The following is an 18,367-nucleotide window of genomic DNA, read 5'->3' as shown; positions in this document are numbered from 1 at the left end:
TACTAACATAATTGTTTTTTTAGCCATTTTTTTTACACTCCTTCTAAATTTGTTGTACTTACACTTTTATATAAAGCAAGAAGTGTGCCAAAAAGATGTATAGACCAAACCTAGTCATAACAGCGTTTTGGTCTATACAGATTGTGTACACACTGTTTAATCTTTTGTTACACACTGCATTTTGTGTGCGCTTTCTTTAAATATATACTCAATTTCTCGCTATATTTAATCCTAGTTTACTTTCAGCGTTCCTATACTCTATGAACCTAACTTACTACTACCTTGCGTAGTTCATTCTGAATATGTGAGCAACTCAAACACTTATTGCGCTGAAGCTATTTTTGCTTCTACTAGATAGGTTAGCACCTAGTAGACTTAGATACCTCTATAAAAACTCATCATTTTTTACTATTTTATTCATTATCCATACGGCGGTATAGATCGATAATCTCTTTTGCCAAATCGGTAAAGGCAATTGCTGTCATCAAATGATCTTGGCTATGAACTGTCAATAAAGTCACTTGGATATGGTTCCCTTGTGCTTCTTGCGTTAACATACCTGTTTGAGAATGATGTGCTTGGACTAAAGATTCCTCTGCATCAACAATTTTTTGATCTGCTAATTCAAAGTCGCCTGCTTTGGCTGCCGCGATTGCTTCCATTGCGTCACTTTTAGCATTTCCTCCGTACATGATTAGTCCCATAACCGCTTCTAAATTTTGTTGCTCTTCCATTTTTGTAACGCTCCATTCATTTTTTATTTGCGTATATTAATTGTCCATCAAAGCAATTGCTTGATCTAATACTTTTTCACCATTCATCATGCCGTAATCTGACATGTTGATGACGTCAAAGGGAATTCCTTTTGGTGCTAATTTTTGTTCGAATTGTGATTTCATAAAACGAACTTGCGGGCCTAAAAGTAATACGTTTACATCTTTGGCTTCTAAGTTGTTATCTGCATCTGATGCGGATACCGCAAAGATATCTGCTTCCATCCCACGATCTTCTGCTGCTTTTTGCATTTTTGTTACCAATAAGCTTGTACTCATTCCTGCTGAACATACTAACATAATTGTTTTTTTAGCCATTTTTGACACTCCTTTGAATTTGATTGTATTTACACCTTTATATAAAGCAAAAACCGTGCCAAAAAAATATATAGCCCAAATCCCTTTAGAATTAGGGTTTCGGGCTATATCTATACTGTACACACTTCATTTTTTAAGGATACACACTACTCAATTTTGCTTGTATTCTGCGATTGCTTCAATTCTATTTTCCAAGAATAGTTGGGTCAGATGCGCGATATCAGACTCAGTAAAGGCGATGCGATACGCTTTTTCGATCACCATTAGATTAGTTCTAGCGACATCTGTTTCCAAACGATTCTTCTTCATAAATTCAGCAAGGTTATCAAATTCTTTTGATTTTTCACCTTTTAAGATCGCATCTACTAAGAAGGCTAGATGGATCACAATACCTGCATCCACACCAGGTTCTACAATAATATGCATATCTGTTTGAATTTGGTGAATTGTTTTTTGCAACATAACAATCAGTTTTTGCAATGAATCCACTGCGGTGATCGTTCCACCTAATGATTTTACGATTTTCTCCGTTGGAACTTCGTCGCCTGCAATTCGTTTGAGTACATTTAATTTTTCATCATCAAAAATATCATACGCTGAAAAGAAAGGAATATTTTGGTATTCAACATCGACTGTTCCAGCAATAGCCTTGATTTCATATTCTTCCATTAAGCTATCGATATGTTTTTTAAAGGCTTCACGTTCTAAAAACTGCATTTGAATGATTTCTACTTTATTTTCATCAATAACTGGTAGAATTCTCTGGTATAATTTTGCTGCAACCCCTTCACCTGTAAAACAAGTTACAACTACAGCTTTTTTCACTTCATCTCGATTTTGTGGACTTGTTCTAAACTGCTCTCTAATGATACTTTCAAATGACATCTGGATATTTTGATAAATGTCTTCTAAACTTCTACCAACACTTGCCATCCGAATCGCTTCTAAAACTATCATCGTACTGGTCATAGTGATTGCTTTTGTCCGAATACCCGTTTCTTCAAAAATCAAATTTCCAAACGAATTCAGCGACCCCATATCTGTTAAAAGCAACATACCATTAACCAATTTTTCACGATGATCCAGCACAAAACTTTTCAACTGTTCATACATCGTCTGAACTTCCATCGTCAGTGGCATATTCATAGCAACGCCTGTTTCTGTCCCAAGTAGTTCTTGCGCTGTTTTCAACATACTTGAAGCAGTAGAGTCACCATGCATCAAAACGACTACGCCCACATTATTTTCGTGAACCTTTTCTTTGCTGCCAACATTGATCGATAAAAACATACTGATAAAACCAATTTCATCAAACGGAATTTCAATATTATTTTCTTCTTCAATGATTGCAGATAAATCCATAGCTACTTGAAATTCTTTTTTCATTTTCTTGCGAACATTATTTAAGTTAGGATGAACAATCACATGTCCTTCTCTCACTCGATCGATCGTACTTTGTAAATGTAGTGCAAAAGCAAAACGGGCTTTTTCGTTATAGCGGCGTTCCAATCGTTTTTCTGCAATATCATATAACTGATCTGTTAATTTCCAAATAGGCTCTGGCAATAGCTCTTTATGCACTGGATTTTGTGTCAATTCATCCACATAGGTTTGAAAATAAGCATCCATATCACTAGAAATCAGCTGTTCTAAATTGACATTTTCCAATTCATTCGCTGATAACGTTGCAACTTTTTCTTCGATTTCATTATAGACTTGCATATCTCGAGCTGGATCTTGCGACCAGACGACTTCATTAGTCCCTGGTTCGAAACTTAAGTAATTACTTTTACTATCAACAAAACGATCCAAACGATCAGAAACTTCTTTGATTTTTAATAAGCCTTTTTGAACTTGCAATGGCAAGTCTCGTTTTTGAATCACTAAACTAGATTCATCATGCGTACGATAGTGTAGAAAAGATTTAGCACACACGAGTTTTAAATCCCGCTTGACTTGACCGATATTTCCTTCTGCATCATAGAGCATAAACGCTAAAATTGCTTCTCTTTTAATATCGATCCGTTGATTTAAACGATTTGCTTCTTGTTTGATAAACAAAGAAATAATATCATACCGTTCATCCAGTGAACGAGAATCTAAAGATGGCAATGTGATGGCCATCGGAATTCTACGATTAAAAGTTGTCAAAAAACTTTCCGAAGATTCGGTTGTCGCTCCAATGATTTGAACTGATGCTTCATACGTTTGACCACTTTCACCAAGCGGACGATAAATCCCTTTATCAATAAATGTAAACAGCATCTCTTGTCCTTCAGGCGGTAAACGATGAATTTCATCCAAAAAAAGAATTCCACCGTCTGCTTTTGACATCAAGCCAGGACTATCTTCATTGGCTCCTGTATACGCACCTTTTTTCACACCAAAGATATGCCCAAACAACAATTGCGGGTTCTGAGCATAGTCGGCACAGTTAAAAGAAACAAACGGAGCGTTTGATGCTAGTGTTTGAGAATCTACTGCAAAATGATACATACATTCCGCAAACAAAGATTTTCCCGTACCTGTTTCCCCAAAAATAATAGTATGTAAACCGCGCGGCGGATATAAAATCGCCGCTTTGGCCTGTTGGATGCTGATTTTTAAAGAATCTTGCGCTCCTACTAAGTTATCAAATGTTACCTCACTGGAATTATCTACGTGCACTTTTTCTTCTTCTGTTACAACTGAATAGATCACTGGACGGCCGTCACTTTTAATGATCTTGTGTTCTTTGAATAGCTCACTTAAATAGCGACTGGCATTGCTTCTATCGATTACTAATTCTTTTGCAACATCTGCAGCTGTCATACCTTGTTTTTTTAATTCTAATACTGCTAAAATCTCGTCTTTTCTAGATTTCATGGATAGCTTCCTCCAATCATGACGTTCTTCCTTATTCTTTATCCCTCTGGATTAGGCGTTTTACGTCTAGCCCCTTTGTTTTTGGTATTTTTTAGACGTTTTTTAGGTTTTACAATTTGTTTTTCTGCTTCTTTTTTTGGTGCTTGTTCTTTTTTGGCAGGTATTGCTGGGCTTACTTTTTTTTCTTCCAGAGAGCTTTTTTCTTTTCTATTTAAATGGATTGCTCCATCGTATAAAAAGATTTCCTGTGAAGAGGTCTCGATTTTTTTCATCAATCGTTGATAATCTCTCTTGGTTGCATCATTGACAAAAGTAATGACCGATCCTGCTGCACCCATTCGTCCAACACGCCCAGCTCGATGGATATAGCTTTCTTCAGATAAGGGAACCTCGGCATTCACAACAAATGGAACCGCCTCAAAATCTAATCCTCTTGCAGCGATATCTGTCGTTAAAAGCATTACAGCTCTTTTTTTAGAAAATTGATCAATCGCTAGTTTACGTAATGTTTTATTCTGATCAGAAGCAAGACCGACCACTGTCAGTCCTTCATAGATCAATTTTTCTTCTACTGAACCTAAATCAGCTACTTGATTGAAAAATACCATTGCCCGAAAATCAGGTGTATAAGCTAGGCTTCTTAAATAATCACTTTTCTTTCTAGGAGACAACGCCATAAAGTAATGATTCACAACGCCACTAGATTGATCTTCATCTGTTACATCAATAATCGTCAGTTGCTCCGTTAATTTTTGAGCTTCTTGCGCCACTCGATCGGCCGTTGCTGAATAAAAAACTAATTGAAATTCTGTTGGTGCACTGGCTAGAATTTGTTTCGTTAAATTTAATTCTTTTTCATGAAATAGTTGATCTACTTCATCCATTACAACCATCTGTAGTAAATGACTTTTGATTTTCTTGGTTTTGATTAGTTCCAACACACGTCCTGGTGTTCCGACTAAAATTTCTGGTTTCTTTTTTAGTTTTTCGATTTGACGGCCGACATTAGCCCCGCCAATCAAGCTTTGGGTTTTCAATTGAAGCAGTGCTGCCCAATCGCGTACGACTTGGCTGATTTGTACTGCTAATTCTTGTGATGGCGCCAAAATCAATAGTTGACTACCTTGATCTTTTTCCACATTTAAAAGTAAGGGTAACACGTAAGCCAAGGTTTTCCCTGAGCCTGTTGGCGAAATACCCAAAACATTTTCTTTGTCTTTTAAAGGTTGGAAACTTTTTTCTTGAATTACTGATGGCTCGCTAAAACCAGAAGCTTGCCACTGTTCTTGCAAAGCTTCTGGTAAATTTTTGATAAATGTCATAATAATCCTTTCCTCATTAAAACTGTTTATTCTTTATCTGCATCAAAAACAATGCCGGCACTTTTTCTTAAGGTTGTTACTACTTTATTCACATTACGTGACAACTCTACCCATTCTTCGTAACGCACACCCATAGTTGGATCGTTAGGATTTTCAAGCACATCTGCAAAATCATGGGCTTCTTCGATCATTGGGTTTTCTTCAGTCACAAGTTCAATGATCTCACGTTCTTGATGGTTGCGATCGTGAAACTCGGCTTTAGAGATGGCATTTACACTATCTAAAATTAACGTTCCACCATCAAAATAAATTTCAGAATCTAAGAAAGAATCAGCATTTTTCCCTGTCTGCAAGGTCACATCAAACAAATCATATCTCAAAATCGCTGTCCCGATCCCATCAACGTCTGTCGGGATTTTTCTTGCGAAATAATGGCTTTCATTTGGCATACCAAACCAACCCACAGCGGCATAAACTAAATAGACACCAAGATCGGCCATTGCCCCTCCTGAAAAATGTGGTGAAAAGATATTTGGCTCTTTTCCATCAAGTACTTGGTCATAGCGTGAAGAATATTTCATATAGGTAAAATTGGCACCTAAGATTTGATTTTTTAACGGCAAGAGATCGCCAATTTTTTTGAAGCTCTTTTCATGGATATTGCGGGCTGCTTCAAAAAAGAAAACTTTTTGCTGATTTGCTAACGCGATGATTTCCGCCATTTCTTCTTGTGTTGAGAAGGCTGGTTTTTCGACAATAATATTTTTCCCTGCCAAAATTCCTTGCTTAGCTTGTTCAAAATGTAGTGAATTAGGTGAAGCAATATAAACTGTATCCATATGAGCAATTCCGAAAAATGTGTGTAAATCCGTTGCATATTCAACATCACCATACTCTTCACCAAACTTTTGTGCTGTTTCAAGCTTGCGTGAATAGACTGCCGCCAAATCATAACGATTTGTTTCTAGCGCTGCGTTGACAAATTGATGACTAATCCAGTTTGTTCCAATAATACCTAAGTGAATCATGTTTACCCTCACCTTTCTGAATTTGGATCTTCAAACGTTTGTGTAACATCAAATGGTACCTGATGTTCTATTGCTATTGTAGCAGGAGTAACCGAACAATTGTAAGCAATGACACTTAGTCCTTGTTGTTGCCCTGATAGAATCATTTGCGCTAAAGCCGGCTGCATAGCTGTATGGATCGTTGCACTTGTAATTTTTTCAAACTGAACCACAAATAACACATAACTTTGGTAGCCTGCTTCTATGGCTTCGATCAATTCCGTTACATGCTTCAATCCCCGCAGAGTCGGTGCGTCTGGAAATGCGCCTATACCTTCGTTTTCTAAGGTCATCCCTTTAACTTCGACAAAGGCCTGATTTCCCGTATCTGTTTCTACTAATATATCAAATTGTGACTGGGCAAAGCGTTGCTCTCTTTTGACTGACATAACCGCTCCTTTTAGCCCTGGCAAAACGATCGTACCGTCTTGAATTGCACGAGCTGCTAAAGCATTAGGCACTTGGCTGTCGATATTGATCCAAGCAGCCGCTTTTTTTACAGCGATCAGATCATAGTCTGTTTTTCTTTTTGGAGAAGGCTGATAAGATAAAGCAACTTCAGCTTCTGGATGAAACAGTTCTTTACAGCGGCCAGTATTTTTTACGTGAACCGTTACCATTTCACCCGTTTCCTGCAAACGACACTCTGCAATAAAACGATTTGGTCTATCAATAAAATGTGCTAAATGCACGTTAGGATATGTAATCATTGTAACACCCTTTCTTCAAAACAATACCATATTTTGAACGAAAAAGCATCGTCAAACTTTTCAAACAAATCTGCCTACATTTAATGATAAGTTTAATGAAAAAAATAGTTCAATCAAAAGAAAGTTACGACTTCATTAAGATTTTTTATAGGAAGAGATTTTCGAATAGTTTGTTTTTTAATTTCGTGCTATGATTGATATGGAGGAGATTCATACTATGAAAAAACATTGGTCATTATTTTTAGGTGCATCACTTATTACAGGTATTGCGGGTTCCTTGTTTTTGAAAAAGAAGCAAGAGAAACAGCCGATTGATACAGATATTCCTAATTTATATAAAAGTTATTTGGGGAGCTGGTGGTTTGTCAATAAACAAAAAGCCACTCAGCATACCTTGAAGATTGAAGATGATTTACAGATTGTGATCGACGGTAAAAAATTGAACTACATGCTTGTTGAGCTAACGAGTAAGCGGTTGGTCGCTCAGGATGAATTTGGCTATCATTTGATCGTGCAATGCTTAAACGACAAGCCAGCTTCACTATATGATGAAGCAGATGATGCTACCTATGTTTTAGAAGCAACTGACTCATTAGAGCTAGACTGCCCAATAGAAAATTAAAAGAAGCGGTTCCCGTAATGTTTTGATGCGGGGCGCTTCTTTTAATTATTTGTTATTTTAAAGATCGTCGATTTGTTTACGCTCTTTGGCTTCACTTAATTTTCCTTCGCGTTTTTTTAGTTCATTTTTGATTGCTTCTAGAGAAACTCCTTTTTCAACGAGCAGAACCAACATGTGATAGATCAGATCTGAGGTTTCAGAGATTAATTCTGTTTGATCGTTTTTTGCTGCAATAATCACTTCTGTCGCTTCTTCTCCGACCTTTTTTAAGATTTTATCTAGCCCTTGGTCAAATAGATAATTAGTGTAGGAGCCTTCTTTGGGATTTTGTTTACGAGCAAGTAGTTCTGTATAAAGTGTTTCAATCACACTGTTCCCTCCATTCTGCTAGATAATTACATTGAAAAAACAACTATGCTCGCCAGTATGGCACGCAGGTCCTGTCTGTTCCACCGTAATCAGCAACGTATCTTTGTCGCAATCGGTCACGATACTGTTGACTTTTTGACTGTTACCACTCGTTTCGCCCTTATTCCACAATTGTTGACGGGAGCGTGAATAAAACCAAGTGGTTCCTGTTTCAAGTGTCTTGTTATAGCTTTCCTCATTCATATAAGCCAGCATCAAAACTTCATTCGTTTTTGCTTCGATGATAATTGCTGGCAGTAAGCCTTTAGTAAAATCAGGTGTCATTTTCGTACCTCCATTCCTTTAAGCGCCATTGCCGTTTTTAAGTCAGGAATGCTTACCTCACCATAATGAAAAATACTCGCAGCTAAAGCCGCGGATACTTTTGTTTGTTCAAATACTTCCACGATATCATTTGCATTGCCACAGCCACCTGATGCGATCACAGGGACATTGACAGCCGTGCTTACTGCTTGATTTAACGCAAGGTCATACCCTTTTTTCGTCCCATCTGCATCCATACTTGTCAGTAATAGCTCACCTGCTCCCAACGCTACAGCTTTCTTAGCCCAGCTAATCACATCTAATCCTGTATCTTCACGGCCCCCTTTAACAAACACATGCCAGGAATCACCCATTCGTTTCGCATCGATTGCAACAACAATACACTGGGAGCCAAATTTTTCAGCACCGGCTGTAATCAGTTCTGGCTGTTGGATCGCTGCAGAATTAAGAGCAATTTTATCAGCACCTGCTTGCAGCAATTTTTTCATATCGAAAACGCTGCGGATACCACCGCCTACTGTTAAAGGAATAAACACCGCGGTCGCTGTTCGTTCAACCACGTCGATCATGGTCTCACGATTATCACTAGTAGCCGTAATGTCTAGAAAAACCAGCTCATCAGCTCCTTGTTCATTATAAGCTCGTGCTATTGCTACTGGATCACCAACGTCTTGTAAATCAATAAAATTAACCCCTTTAACCACTCGACCAGCGGTTACATCTAAGCAGGGAATAATACGTTTAGTAAGCACTTTGTTCCACCTCCAGCATATCAGCTAACGTGATTGCACCATTATAAAAAGCCTTCCCAACGATTGCGCCGTATAAGCCTAATTCAGCCAATTTCACTAAATCGGCTTTACTGCTGACACCACCAGAAGCAATGATTTGTACTTCTGGGACAGCTTTCGCTAACTTTTCATAATCTTCAAAGGTCGGCCCAGTTAAAGTGCCATCTTTTGCAATATCTGTATAGATGATTGTTTTAACACCGATTGCCGCCATTTCCTTAGCCATTTGCAGATAGTCTGTTTCACTAACATCCAACCAACCGCTGATGGCAACTTTTCCTTTTTTAGCATCAATCCCTACAGCGATTTTATCCCCATATTTTTTGACTGCTGTCTTGACTAATTCTGGATCAGTCAACGCGGCTGAACCAATAATAATTCGATCAATGCCCAGTGCGACATACTGGTCGATTTGTTCCATTGTGCGAATGCCTCCGCCTATTTCAATTTTGAGATTGGTGGCTCGTTTCATTTGTTCGATCAATGAGGCATTTTCAGCTTTCCCCATCAAAGCACCATCTAAATCAACAACATGTATCATTTCCATACCTGCCGCTTTAAATTCTTGTGCCTGAGCAATCGGATGATGATTTACGATCGTCTTTTGTAAAAAATCTCCTTGAACCAAACGAACAGCTTTTCCTTCTCTAATATCAATTGCTGGTAAAATTCGCATGCTCCACCACCTCCTTAAATCCTCTTAAAATCATCAGACCTGCTTCACTGCTTTTTTCAGGATGAAACTGCGTTCCGTAAACATTTCCTTTTGAGATCATCGCTGGAATTTTAATGGAATACTGCACGAGTCCATCAATCACATCAGGCTCACAATCCGCATAATAAGAATGAACAAAATAGACATATTCGCCGTCTACTGCTTTTGTTAACAACGTTTTTTTGGTCACCACTAATTTATTCCAACCCATATGTGGAACAGGCAAGTCTGGATCATCCGGTAATTTTTCACAAATCCCATCGATCAGACCCAAGCCTTCTGTAAACCCATTTTCCATACTACCTTCTAGCAATAGTTGCATCCCTAAACAAACACCTAAAATCGGTGTGCCTTTTCCAGCAACCTCTTGGATGACATTAACTAACCCGCGCTGTTTTAATTCCTCCATAGCTAGTGAAAAAGCACCTACTCCTGGAAGAATCAATCCATCGGCCTCACGAATTTCCTTAGGATCAGCGGAAATCTTATTTGTTAAACCTACGTAATCTAACGCTTTTTGAACATTTCGTGTATTGCCCGTATCATAATCAATGATAATAATCATCTACAAAATTCCTTTCGTGGAATTGACTCCGTGAATAGACGGATTTTCAGTAATTGCTTCTCTTAGTGCGCGACCAGTCGCTTTAAATAACGCTTCTATTTTGTGATGCGTATTTTTCCCATGTAAAATTTTTAAGTGAAGATTCATTTGAGTATTAAATGCCAACGCTTGAAAAAATTCTTCTGTCAGTTCTGTGTCAAAAGCTCCAAGTTTAGGATTAGCAAAGGTCGCATCAAACACTAAATATGAACGGCCGCTTAAATCCAAAGACGCCATTGCCAAAGACTCATCCATCGGTACAAAACTAGTACCATATCGGTTGATACCAGCCTTATCGCCTAGCGCTTCCCGAATACATTGACCCAAAACAATGCCTACATCCTCTACCGTATGATGGCTGTCTACTTCTAAATCACCTTCTACTTTCACTTCTAAAGAAATACGACTGTGACGGGCAAACAAAATCAACATATGATCAAAAAAGCCAACCCCAGTTTGAATCGTTACAGGTTCTTGACGAGCTAAATCAAGTGTCAACTCAATTTTTGTTTCTGCAGTTGCTCTTTTTAAAGTAGCTGTTCTCATGATATTACTCCCTTCAATTTAAATGCTGATAAAACTGGCACAATAAACCTTAACTCATAGTTTCGTTGTTCTCTCTAGCAAAACGACATTCAACTGCTCTGGCATGTGCTTCTAGCCCTTCTTTTCTCGCTAAAAGCGCAACTGCATCCTTAGCTTGAGCCAGCGCATCTTTTGTATAATAGGTGACTTGGCTATATTTCACAAAATCATACACACCTAATGGAGAATAAAATTTAGCCGTCCCGCTTGTCGGTAAGACATGGTTGGTGCCTGAAAAATAGTCTCCTACAGGTTCTGAGGCATATTCTCCTAAAAAAATCGAGCCGGCATTTTTTATATCGTGTAAATAGCTGATTGGATCATTCAATTGGACTTCCAAATGTTCTGGCGCAATTTTATTCATGATCAAAAACATCTCAGCGACAGATGAGGCGATAATGATCCGCCCATGATCTTCAATTGCTTTTTCCGCGATTTTCTTACGGGGTAACGTCTCTAGTTGTCGGTAGAGTTCTTTTTCTACTTGCTCTGCAAGTGTGACTGAATCAGTCACAACGATTGCTCTGGCAAGCGTATCATGTTCTGCTTGGGACAGCAAATCCGCTGCGATATAAACAGGATTTGCATCTTTATCCGCTAAAATCCCGATTTCAGAAGGTCCAGCGATCATATCAATACCCACTAAACCGAAGACTTGCTTCTTGGCAGTGGCCACATAGATATTACCCGGTCCTACAATTTTATCGACTTTTGGAATCGTTTCTGTTCCTAAAGCTAGTGCTGCGATTCCTTGAGCTCCACCAACTTGGAAAATCTTATCGACACCTGCAATTTTGGCTGCTGCTAAAATCACATCAGGAATACCAGTAACAGAAGGGGGGGTGATCATAATGATCTCCTCAACTCCTGCGATTTTAGCTGGCAAAACATTCATCAATACAGAAGATGGGTATGCAGCAGTGCCTCCTGGTACATAAACACCTACTCGAGCTAATGGTAAAACTAATTGTCCGCGTAGCACACCTGGTCTTTCTGTATCCATAAAATCATATTGTTTTTGCTTTTCGTGATAGCTTACAATGTTTTCTTTCGCTGCTTCTAGGGCTTCGATTACTCCTTTCTCCACTCGTTGATAGCCTATATCGATCGTTTCCTGTGAAATCGATAAGTCTTGTAGTTCAACTTGGTCGAATTTTTTAGAATAGGCTCTCAATGCTTGATCACCATTTTCATTGACTTGCTGAATAATTTTTTGAACTTGCTCTTCTACCTGTTGATTATCTTCAAGTGTCAGCTTGTTTTCCTCACTCAAAGCGGATAAAATTTCTGCAGTATTCCCCGTTAACCACTTCATGTTTTTGCTCCTTTCTCAATCACAGACTCCAATGCATCAAACAATTCAAAGATTGTTTGGCGCTTACGTTTCAACATCGCCTTATTTACAATGACCCGAGCTGAAACCAGACAAATATCTTCAAAAATTTCTAAGCCATTTTCTTTCAAGGTTGTTCCTGTTTCAACAATATCGACAATCGCATCGGCCAAACCTAAAACAGGCGCAATTTCAACAGAACCTTCAATTTTAATAATTTCAACATCTTCACCTTTTTTACGGAAATAGTCAGAGGCCACAGTTGGATATTTCGTTGCAATGCGTTTTCGTTTGTAATCATCCGGCTGATAATTTTTAGTGGAGGCGACAGAAAATTTACATGTACCAATCTTTAAATCCAGCATTTCATAATAGCCGAATGGATGCTCAAACAAGACATCTTTGCCAACGATTCCAATATCGGCCACACCATGGCGGACATACGTCGTCACATCCGCCGCTTTGACTAAAAGAAAAGTAAATCGTTGATCAGGACTAGTAAAAATCAGCTTTCGTTGTTTGTCTTGCATAAATGAAACATCGATTCCAGCTTGCTCAAATAATGCTAATGTTTGTTTTTCCAAACGTCCTTTTGTCAACGCAATAGTTAGTTGTGTCAAGTTGGATCACCTACCTTTATCACTTGAATTTTATCTTGCGTTACCTCGATAATCTGCTGATACTGCCATTTTTCTCCATATTTTAGTGCTTCGTCTAATGTTTCAAATAGTGATAATTGATAATCAGGATGCTCTTTTACTAGTGCTTCTGCTTTTGCAAGTTGTGTTAAAGAGCTGTGGACTAATGTCGTTGGTTGGTCTAACGAAGCCAGATTATTGAGTTGATATTGCAATGCAACCAGCGTATCCAAATTAATGCCTAATCCAACTGCTGGAATCACCGGATGTCCAAATTGTTCTGCCAAATGGTCATAACGTCCACCTCGCAAGAAAATATCTGGAACTAAATCAGCATAGCCACTAAACAAAATACCGGTATAATAATCCATCAAAGCAACCAATCCCAAATCTACAGTCAATGAAATGTTTTGATGGTATGACTTAACAATCCCCATTAACTTTTCCAATTCATCGATGACCTGTATAATTTTTGACTCCTTTGGCAAAAGACTTTTGGCAATTGGAAGCACCTCATCGGCTTCTCCAAATAGCTTTGGAACTGCACAGATAAATGCATCTAACTCACTTGGATACCTCTCTACAAATTGTTTGAGATCTGTTAAGCTTTTATGATTAAAATAATTTTCAAGTTCTGTCTTTGCCACTTCATCTAAACCAAGTGACAGCACAATCAAACGAAAAATTTGAGCATGCCCTAATTCAAAATGAAAATTGGGGATAGTTAGTTCTTCCAAAATTTCGACAGCACAAGTAATACATTCAACTTCCGCTTTTAAAGAAGAGTACCCAACTAATTCAATGCCAGCTTGGGTCAGTTCATTTTGTTCTCCTAGCATGTCATCATTTGAGCGAAACACTTTGCCACTATAAGATAATTTAAGCGGTGGCGAAATACCGGTCGTTGCAATCACACGACCAATCGGCATTGTCATATCAGGTCTTAACACAAGTAGGCGCCCCTGTTTGTCGAAAAAACGATACAATTCTTTTTCATTTTTTTCTTCAGTGTAAAACACATCTTCAAACTCGATCACAGGTGTATCAATGCGTTGATATCCTCTTTTTTTTACGATATCATTGACTTGTTTTTCTAGTTGATACGCACCATTTGCTTCCCGAAATAACTTGTCTTTTGTTCCTGACGGTAAACTACGATTCCATTTCATTACGTTCCCTCCTAAAGTTAAAAGCTGAAAAAGCTAAATAGTAATCTCCACTAACAAATAAAAAACGTCCCCTTGGCAAATAAGCCAAGAGGACGAGAAATTTTTCACGTGGTCCCACCTCAGATTTGCTTTTACTTCACAGTAAAAGCCTCTGTTAGTTAGATAAACTAAGGAGTGATAACGGACTCTCCGATTTTTCCTACTGAATTTAGCAAGCGCATAAATTTTGCTACGCTGACCTTCTTCGTTCAAAAAAACAACTTACAGGCGTGTTCGATGCTGGTTCGTTATTTCCTTGCAGCAACCGGAAACTCTCTAAAGCGAATCGTTTCATCTACTCTTCTGATCATCGTTTTTTCATTTAATTCTCATATATTTCTAAACAATTTATCACGAAAAACAAATATAGTCAATAGTTTTATGGAAATTTCATATTGCGCACTAGAGGAAATCTTTTTCTTGTCAGAATCATGTTTACTCTGATTATTCATTAAAAAGGAGACAGAGTATACCATACGAAATAGCAGCTGGAAAAAAGCGGTTGATATTGTCTTTTAATCTCAAATATAGCATAAATCCTATTAAAATAATTCTCAAGCCCTATTTTAAACCTTTTTTTGATACTTATAAATAAAAAAACAGCAACCCTGCAGAAAAATTATCTGACGAATTGCTGTTAAAAGATATTACTTATTTTGTTTTACTCAAAGTGTTACTGGAAAATAAATCTCCACAACATTCTTCTCAGGGTCTGTAGTGTTTGGATCGGTTTGATAAATTTCAAATGGTGCCCCGTTCATTGTATATCCTTGTTCCTCTATCCATTTTAAAATCTTACTGTACACTGAAGACAATTCTGTGTACGGTCCAGTATACGTAGACATAGCACAGAGAGTTGCTGGAAAAATTCTTGTTTGTTCATTTTGTTCTGCAATAGGAACAGCGAGTTCCATATCACTATTTTCAGGATTAAAATCTGGACTATGATAAATTGTTAGTGGGGCTCCCGTTGGCGTGAATTTTTCTACAGTCAGGCGTCCAAATAATTCTCCTATATATTTTCCATACTCATTTATATTCATTTGTTTTCTAAGGTATAAAATATTCATTTCAGGGACCTCAGCAAGTTTAACTTCGATTTCATTTAGATAAGACATTAGTTTATTTCCCCCTTCTAGTGTTGTTAAATCATCAGTGATCCGCTTCAGCAATAGGGAATAATTATGCATTTTCTGTGAGATTTCGGCTTTTTTCTTATTGATCGTTAGTTGAAGTAATGCTTGATCTTGCTCACTTTCAAGGACCTGCTTGATTTCATCTAAAGAAAATGTATACTCTTTTAAACGCTTGATCAAAAGAATTGTTTCAAGTTGTCTAACATCATAATATCGATAACCACTTTGAGCATCTATAAAATTTGGCTTCAGTAGATTGATTTCATCATAGTAACGAAGCGTTTTAGGTGAAACTTGTGAAACCTTTGAAAAATCACCAATCGATAGCATAATTACCTCCTAAATTTAAATGCATACTGAACTCGTTCAGCCTTGACAGAAAAATAGGCTAAATCGAGGGTAGTATTCTTTCCACAATCTATTTTTACCTTTTTTCCGAAGCCTTCAATCCTTTGAGCTTTTAGCTCTTAGGAATTGTTGAGATCAAAGCGCAATGCAGTGGCTAGCTCGTGTTGCTAGATAATGTTACAAGCTGAAAAACTCGTTTCACTCTTTTTCCTGAAGACCTAGCCCGCGAAGCTAGATACTTTATTCGTTGTCTCGAGACATTCTTATCATATAGCTTCCAGTAAGGGGAGAGTCAACAATTGTTTTACCTTTTCTATTTACTTTTTTCTAAAGTGACAACAGCATAATTGAGCAATTCAATCACTCGTGAAACAAATAAAGCCTTTCTTAGCGGTTTATCCGCTTTAAACACACTATAGGCCTCTTTAAAACGTTTATCGATTGCTTTGTAGTGAGGAGAAGCAACATGAAAATGGCCGTTTTTTTCAAAGATTCTATGATATTCAACTTCAAAATCAAGACTTTTTGCTAACTTTGTTGCCATTTCTGTTGAAATCATGATTGTACTTTGAACTAACTCTTCTTCCACTTCTTCAATACAATAGCTTTGCTGAGCATCTATAAAATATAGATCACCGTAGACAATGGGGTAACTTGTTTCACCTATTTTCAGGAGACCATTTTCCACAAAAAATTGTATGATTTTAATTTTTTCTTGATGTTCTTTTGGCAAAATTATAGGTGACTCTGTTTTGTATTCACACCAAATATCATTTTTCATAAAAGTATCCTTCTTTCTTTTAGCGTTTATTACTTTGTAGCATATTTTTTTGATCTAGGCAATTAGTCTGGGAACATAAAAAGATGCTGTGATATCACTCTATGAGTCACATCACAGCATCACCTTGTTACATTATATGGCGCTTATCTTCCCAATAAATTCAATATAATCCGTCATGGGTGTAATGAACTTCACTTGATTTTCAGATAAATACACATTGGGTTTATTTTGATCTTCATACACTAGCAACTCAAGCTCCATGCTAATTGCAGCCGCCAGAGATAGATCCGCTGTTGCAAACATAAATGCTTTTGCTTGATCTCCCGTTAATTTACCTAGATCAAATTGGGCTTTGATCAGGTCCCATTCACCGCCTTCAAGTCGTTCTCGAATCACCGCTACATCTGTAATTACCTGACTTGGTTCGCCTAATTTACTGATTACTTGCTCTTTATTATATTGTGAATAATCTGGAACAAAAGCGGATATATTACCTTCACCTGATGATTGGTAGCTAACTTCTTCATCATCTTCTTCTGGGTTTGGTACAAATAGGTGCTCGTCTACTTCCGTTTTCTTCACTTCTTTTTTCTGGCTGCTTTCGCTCGTGCTAGACGGCTCAGATGTTTTCTTGGTTGTGGTTTTCTTTGTTACAGTTTCTTTTGTTGTGCTCTCGGTGGTGCTGCTGGATATACTCGTCTCTGTTGATGTGCTGTCAGATGCTGAATCAGAGGTATTTCTCGTTGCGCAGCCACTCATCAATAGCATAAACAACCCACAAAATAATACAGTTTTTTTCATTTTTTCTCCTTTAGTAAATAATTATTCAACCCTTATTCAAGCTTATCATAACTCAAAAATAAAGGAAATAGCCTATCCTACATAATTATCTAAACATGCTACAACATAAACTAGGTCGCTCTACTTTACTTCAAGATACCTAACGTAAAATTTATAGAAATAAGATTGTCTAAGTATCCGTTCTTTTGTTACACTATTTTCGTTAGATACTAAAAAGTAAGGTGTATTCATGAACTATAACTTAATAAATGATTATCACATTGCTGTTCCAACTGCATTTTATAGCGATGAAGCATTAAACATACAAGATACAATCAACCATATCCTCTATTTACAAGATCTCGGCGTCCGTTCCGTTTTAGTTTGTGGATCAACTGGAGAGCAACATAGCTTGACCTTACAAGAAAAAATATCGATTTTGAACGCTATCGAAAAAGAAGCAAGGATCAAAAATGACTTTGAAATTATCTTTGGTGTAGCGAGCATTCGTCAAAAGGAAGCTATACTTTTAGCGGAGAATATCAACTCTTCTACTAAAATTTCAGGCGTTTTATTAGGCTTTCCTCCTTATATTTTGCCGAGTCAAAAAGAAGCAGTTATTTATGTAGAAAAAATTTCTCAAACCCTTGATAAGCCTATTATTATCTACAATAATCCAATGCGAACTGGATTTAATCTATCCACAGATTCACTGCTAGAGCTTTTACAAAAGGCGAATATCATTGGTCTAAAAGAAGCTGGGGATCATACTCGTATTCGTGACTTGAATGGCATCACCAAAAATATTTATATCTATGCTGGTGGTGAGGTTGATCTAAAAGAAAAAATCGATCTAGGCTTCAACCGATTGTCTTCGATAGCCGGTAATTTATATCCCTTAGAAATAGAAAAATGGTTTACATCACTTTTAAACGGTTTAAATCAAGATTTTGCTCACCAAAATGAACTGGATAAATTATTGAAGGATAGTCTGTTAGTTTGTTTAAAGAAAGAAATATCAGATAAAGAACATTTATCTATGGGGCGTCCCCGCAGCCCGTTAGGAAACGAATAGCTT

At 37.5% G+C, this 18,367-nt stretch carries 20 protein-coding genes and 1 other annotated feature; of the genes, 2 read left to right on the top strand and 18 right to left on the bottom strand.

What is annotated here, in order from left to right; genetic code table 11:
• Positions 1–413: 413 nt before the first annotated feature.
• The 6 genes from RV15_RS03535 to sfsA form a co-directional block, all read right to left on the bottom strand.
• Complete coding sequence (locus tag RV15_RS03535) at positions 414–734, bottom strand: PTS lactose/cellobiose transporter subunit IIA (protein WP_010771280.1); 321 nt, start codon at positions 732–734, stop codon at positions 414–416.
• Between the two features lie 36 nt (positions 735–770).
• Positions 771–1,091 carry a PTS sugar transporter subunit IIB gene (locus RV15_RS03530; RefSeq protein ID WP_010762906.1) on the bottom strand — a complete coding sequence of 107 codons (321 nt, stop codon included), beginning with the start codon at positions 1,089–1,091 and terminating at the stop codon, positions 771–773.
• A 150-nt stretch (positions 1,092–1,241) separates the two neighbouring features.
• The gene (locus tag RV15_RS03525; RefSeq protein ID WP_071876667.1) at positions 1,242–3,956 is read right to left on the bottom strand and encodes a sigma-54-dependent transcriptional regulator; all 2,715 of its coding nucleotides are present in this window, start codon (positions 3,954–3,956) and stop codon (positions 1,242–1,244) included.
• A 38-nt stretch (positions 3,957–3,994) separates the two neighbouring features.
• A complete protein-coding gene (locus RV15_RS03520; protein WP_071876666.1) occupies positions 3,995–5,278 on the bottom strand; it encodes a DEAD/DEAH box helicase in 1,284 nt (427 codons plus the stop codon).
• Positions 5,279–5,304: 26 nt separating this feature from the next.
• Positions 5,305–6,306, bottom strand: a complete 1,002-nt coding sequence (locus RV15_RS03515) for a Gfo/Idh/MocA family protein (protein WP_071876665.1) — start codon at positions 6,304–6,306, stop codon at positions 5,305–5,307.
• Between the two features lie 8 nt (positions 6,307–6,314).
• On the bottom strand, positions 6,315–7,052 hold the full coding sequence (gene sfsA, locus RV15_RS03510) for a DNA/RNA nuclease SfsA (RefSeq protein ID WP_071876683.1): 738 nt from the start codon (positions 7,050–7,052) through the stop codon (positions 6,315–6,317).
• Between the two features lie 220 nt (positions 7,053–7,272).
• On the opposite strand from sfsA, the gene RV15_RS03505 reads away from it, so the two are divergent.
• Positions 7,273–7,677, top strand: coding sequence for a DUF4828 domain-containing protein (locus RV15_RS03505; protein ID WP_071876664.1), 405 nt, complete (start codon positions 7,273–7,275; stop codon positions 7,675–7,677).
• Between the two features lie 57 nt (positions 7,678–7,734).
• Here RV15_RS03505 and hisE read toward each other — a convergent pair whose 3' ends face one another.
• From hisE to RV15_RS03445, 12 genes are all read right to left on the bottom strand, one after another.
• Positions 7,735–8,046 carry a phosphoribosyl-ATP diphosphatase gene (gene hisE, locus RV15_RS03500; RefSeq protein ID WP_071876663.1) on the bottom strand — a complete coding sequence of 104 codons (312 nt, stop codon included), beginning with the start codon at positions 8,044–8,046 and terminating at the stop codon, positions 7,735–7,737.
• A gap of 18 nt (positions 8,047–8,064) precedes the next feature.
• Positions 8,065–8,370, bottom strand: a complete 306-nt coding sequence (gene hisI / locus RV15_RS03495) for a phosphoribosyl-AMP cyclohydrolase (protein WP_071876662.1) — start codon at positions 8,368–8,370, stop codon at positions 8,065–8,067.
• Positions 8,367–9,122, bottom strand: coding sequence for an imidazole glycerol phosphate synthase subunit HisF (hisF, locus tag RV15_RS03490; RefSeq protein ID WP_071876661.1), 756 nt, complete (start codon positions 9,120–9,122; stop codon positions 8,367–8,369). Before hisF ends, hisI begins: the two co-directional genes overlap by 4 nt.
• Complete coding sequence (gene hisA / locus RV15_RS03485) at positions 9,112–9,837, bottom strand: 1-(5-phosphoribosyl)-5-[(5-phosphoribosylamino)methylideneamino]imidazole-4-carboxamide isomerase (protein ID WP_071876660.1); 726 nt, start codon at positions 9,835–9,837, stop codon at positions 9,112–9,114. Before hisA ends, hisF begins: the two co-directional genes overlap by 11 nt.
• Positions 9,815–10,441 carry an imidazole glycerol phosphate synthase subunit HisH gene (gene hisH / locus RV15_RS03480; protein ID WP_071876659.1) on the bottom strand — a complete coding sequence of 209 codons (627 nt, stop codon included), beginning with the start codon at positions 10,439–10,441 and terminating at the stop codon, positions 9,815–9,817. The genes hisA and hisH overlap by 23 nt, the downstream gene beginning before the upstream one ends.
• Positions 10,442–11,026, bottom strand: a complete 585-nt coding sequence (gene hisB / locus RV15_RS03475) for an imidazoleglycerol-phosphate dehydratase HisB (RefSeq protein WP_071876658.1) — start codon at positions 11,024–11,026, stop codon at positions 10,442–10,444.
• Positions 11,027–11,075: 49 nt separating this feature from the next.
• Positions 11,076–12,380, bottom strand: coding sequence for a histidinol dehydrogenase (gene hisD / locus RV15_RS03470; protein WP_071876657.1), 1,305 nt, complete (start codon positions 12,378–12,380; stop codon positions 11,076–11,078).
• The gene (gene hisG, locus RV15_RS03465; protein WP_071876656.1) at positions 12,377–13,018 is read right to left on the bottom strand and encodes an ATP phosphoribosyltransferase; all 642 of its coding nucleotides are present in this window, start codon (positions 13,016–13,018) and stop codon (positions 12,377–12,379) included. Before hisG ends, hisD begins: the two co-directional genes overlap by 4 nt.
• A complete protein-coding gene (gene hisZ / locus RV15_RS03460; protein ID WP_071876655.1) occupies positions 13,015–14,205 on the bottom strand; it encodes an ATP phosphoribosyltransferase regulatory subunit in 1,191 nt (396 codons plus the stop codon). Before hisZ ends, hisG begins: the two co-directional genes overlap by 4 nt.
• A gap of 85 nt (positions 14,206–14,290) precedes the next feature.
• Positions 14,291–14,564: a binding site (T-box leader), on the bottom strand.
• Positions 14,565–14,909: 345 nt separating this feature from the next.
• Positions 14,910–15,710: a MerR family transcriptional regulator gene (locus RV15_RS03455; protein WP_071876654.1), complete on the bottom strand. Its 801-nt coding sequence runs from the start codon at positions 15,708–15,710 to the stop codon at positions 14,910–14,912.
• A gap of 331 nt (positions 15,711–16,041) precedes the next feature.
• Positions 16,042–16,509: a hypothetical protein gene (locus tag RV15_RS03450; protein ID WP_071876653.1), complete on the bottom strand. Its 468-nt coding sequence runs from the start codon at positions 16,507–16,509 to the stop codon at positions 16,042–16,044.
• Between the two features lie 132 nt (positions 16,510–16,641).
• Complete coding sequence (locus RV15_RS03445; RefSeq protein WP_071876652.1) at positions 16,642–17,310, bottom strand: DUF4947 domain-containing protein; 669 nt, start codon at positions 17,308–17,310, stop codon at positions 16,642–16,644.
• Between the two features lie 229 nt (positions 17,311–17,539).
• Here RV15_RS03445 and RV15_RS03440 point away from each other — a divergent pair, with 229 nt between their 5' ends.
• On the top strand, positions 17,540–18,364 hold the full coding sequence (locus tag RV15_RS03440; protein ID WP_071876651.1) for a dihydrodipicolinate synthase family protein: 825 nt from the start codon (positions 17,540–17,542) through the stop codon (positions 18,362–18,364).
• Positions 18,365–18,367 lie beyond the last annotated feature (3 nt).

It is taken from the genome of Enterococcus silesiacus, assembly GCF_001886225.1.
In the GTDB taxonomy this organism is placed as follows: Bacteria; Bacillota; Bacilli; order Lactobacillales; family Enterococcaceae; genus Enterococcus_L; species Enterococcus_L silesiacus.
The sequence above is the reverse complement of the archived record's forward strand: the minus strand, read 5'-3'. Positions and strand labels throughout refer to the sequence as shown.

Excerpts from the sequence above, each read along its gene's own strand:
- RV15_RS03445 (WP_071876652.1), bottom strand. The coding sequence starts at position 17,310 with ATGAAAAAAACTGTATTATTTTGTGGGTTGTTTATGCTATTGATGAGT.
- hisI (WP_071876662.1), bottom strand. The coding sequence starts at position 8,370 with ATGACACCTGATTTTACTAAAGGCTTACTGCCAGCAATTATCATCGAA.
- RV15_RS03515 (WP_071876665.1), bottom strand. The coding sequence starts at position 6,306 with ATGATTCACTTAGGTATTATTGGAACAAACTGGATTAGTCATCAATTT.
- hisZ (WP_071876655.1), bottom strand. The coding sequence starts at position 14,205 with ATGAAATGGAATCGTAGTTTACCGTCAGGAACAAAAGACAAGTTATTT.
- RV15_RS03525 (WP_071876667.1), bottom strand. The coding sequence starts at position 3,956 with ATGAAATCTAGAAAAGACGAGATTTTAGCAGTATTAGAATTAAAAAAA.
- hisA (WP_071876660.1), bottom strand. The coding sequence starts at position 9,837 with ATGCGAATTTTACCAGCAATTGATATTAGAGAAGGAAAAGCTGTTCGT.
- RV15_RS03455 (WP_071876654.1), bottom strand. The coding sequence starts at position 15,710 with ATGCTATCGATTGGTGATTTTTCAAAGGTTTCACAAGTTTCACCTAAA.
- hisH (WP_071876659.1), bottom strand. The coding sequence starts at position 10,441 with ATGATTATTATCATTGATTATGATACGGGCAATACACGAAATGTTCAA.
- RV15_RS03520 (WP_071876666.1), bottom strand. The coding sequence starts at position 5,278 with ATGACATTTATCAAAAATTTACCAGAAGCTTTGCAAGAACAGTGGCAA.
- hisD (WP_071876657.1), bottom strand. The coding sequence starts at position 12,380 with ATGAAGTGGTTAACGGGGAATACTGCAGAAATTTTATCCGCTTTGAGT.
- RV15_RS03440 (WP_071876651.1), top strand. The coding sequence starts at position 17,540 with ATGAACTATAACTTAATAAATGATTATCACATTGCTGTTCCAACTGCA.
- RV15_RS03530 (WP_010762906.1), bottom strand. The coding sequence starts at position 1,091 with ATGGCTAAAAAAACAATTATGTTAGTATGTTCAGCAGGAATGAGTACA.
- RV15_RS03450 (WP_071876653.1), bottom strand. The coding sequence starts at position 16,509 with ATGAAAAATGATATTTGGTGTGAATACAAAACAGAGTCACCTATAATT.
- hisB (WP_071876658.1), bottom strand. The coding sequence starts at position 11,026 with ATGAGAACAGCTACTTTAAAAAGAGCAACTGCAGAAACAAAAATTGAG.
- RV15_RS03505 (WP_071876664.1), top strand. The coding sequence starts at position 7,273 with ATGAAAAAACATTGGTCATTATTTTTAGGTGCATCACTTATTACAGGT.
- RV15_RS03535 (WP_010771280.1), bottom strand. The coding sequence starts at position 734 with ATGGAAGAGCAACAAAATTTAGAAGCGGTTATGGGACTAATCATGTAC.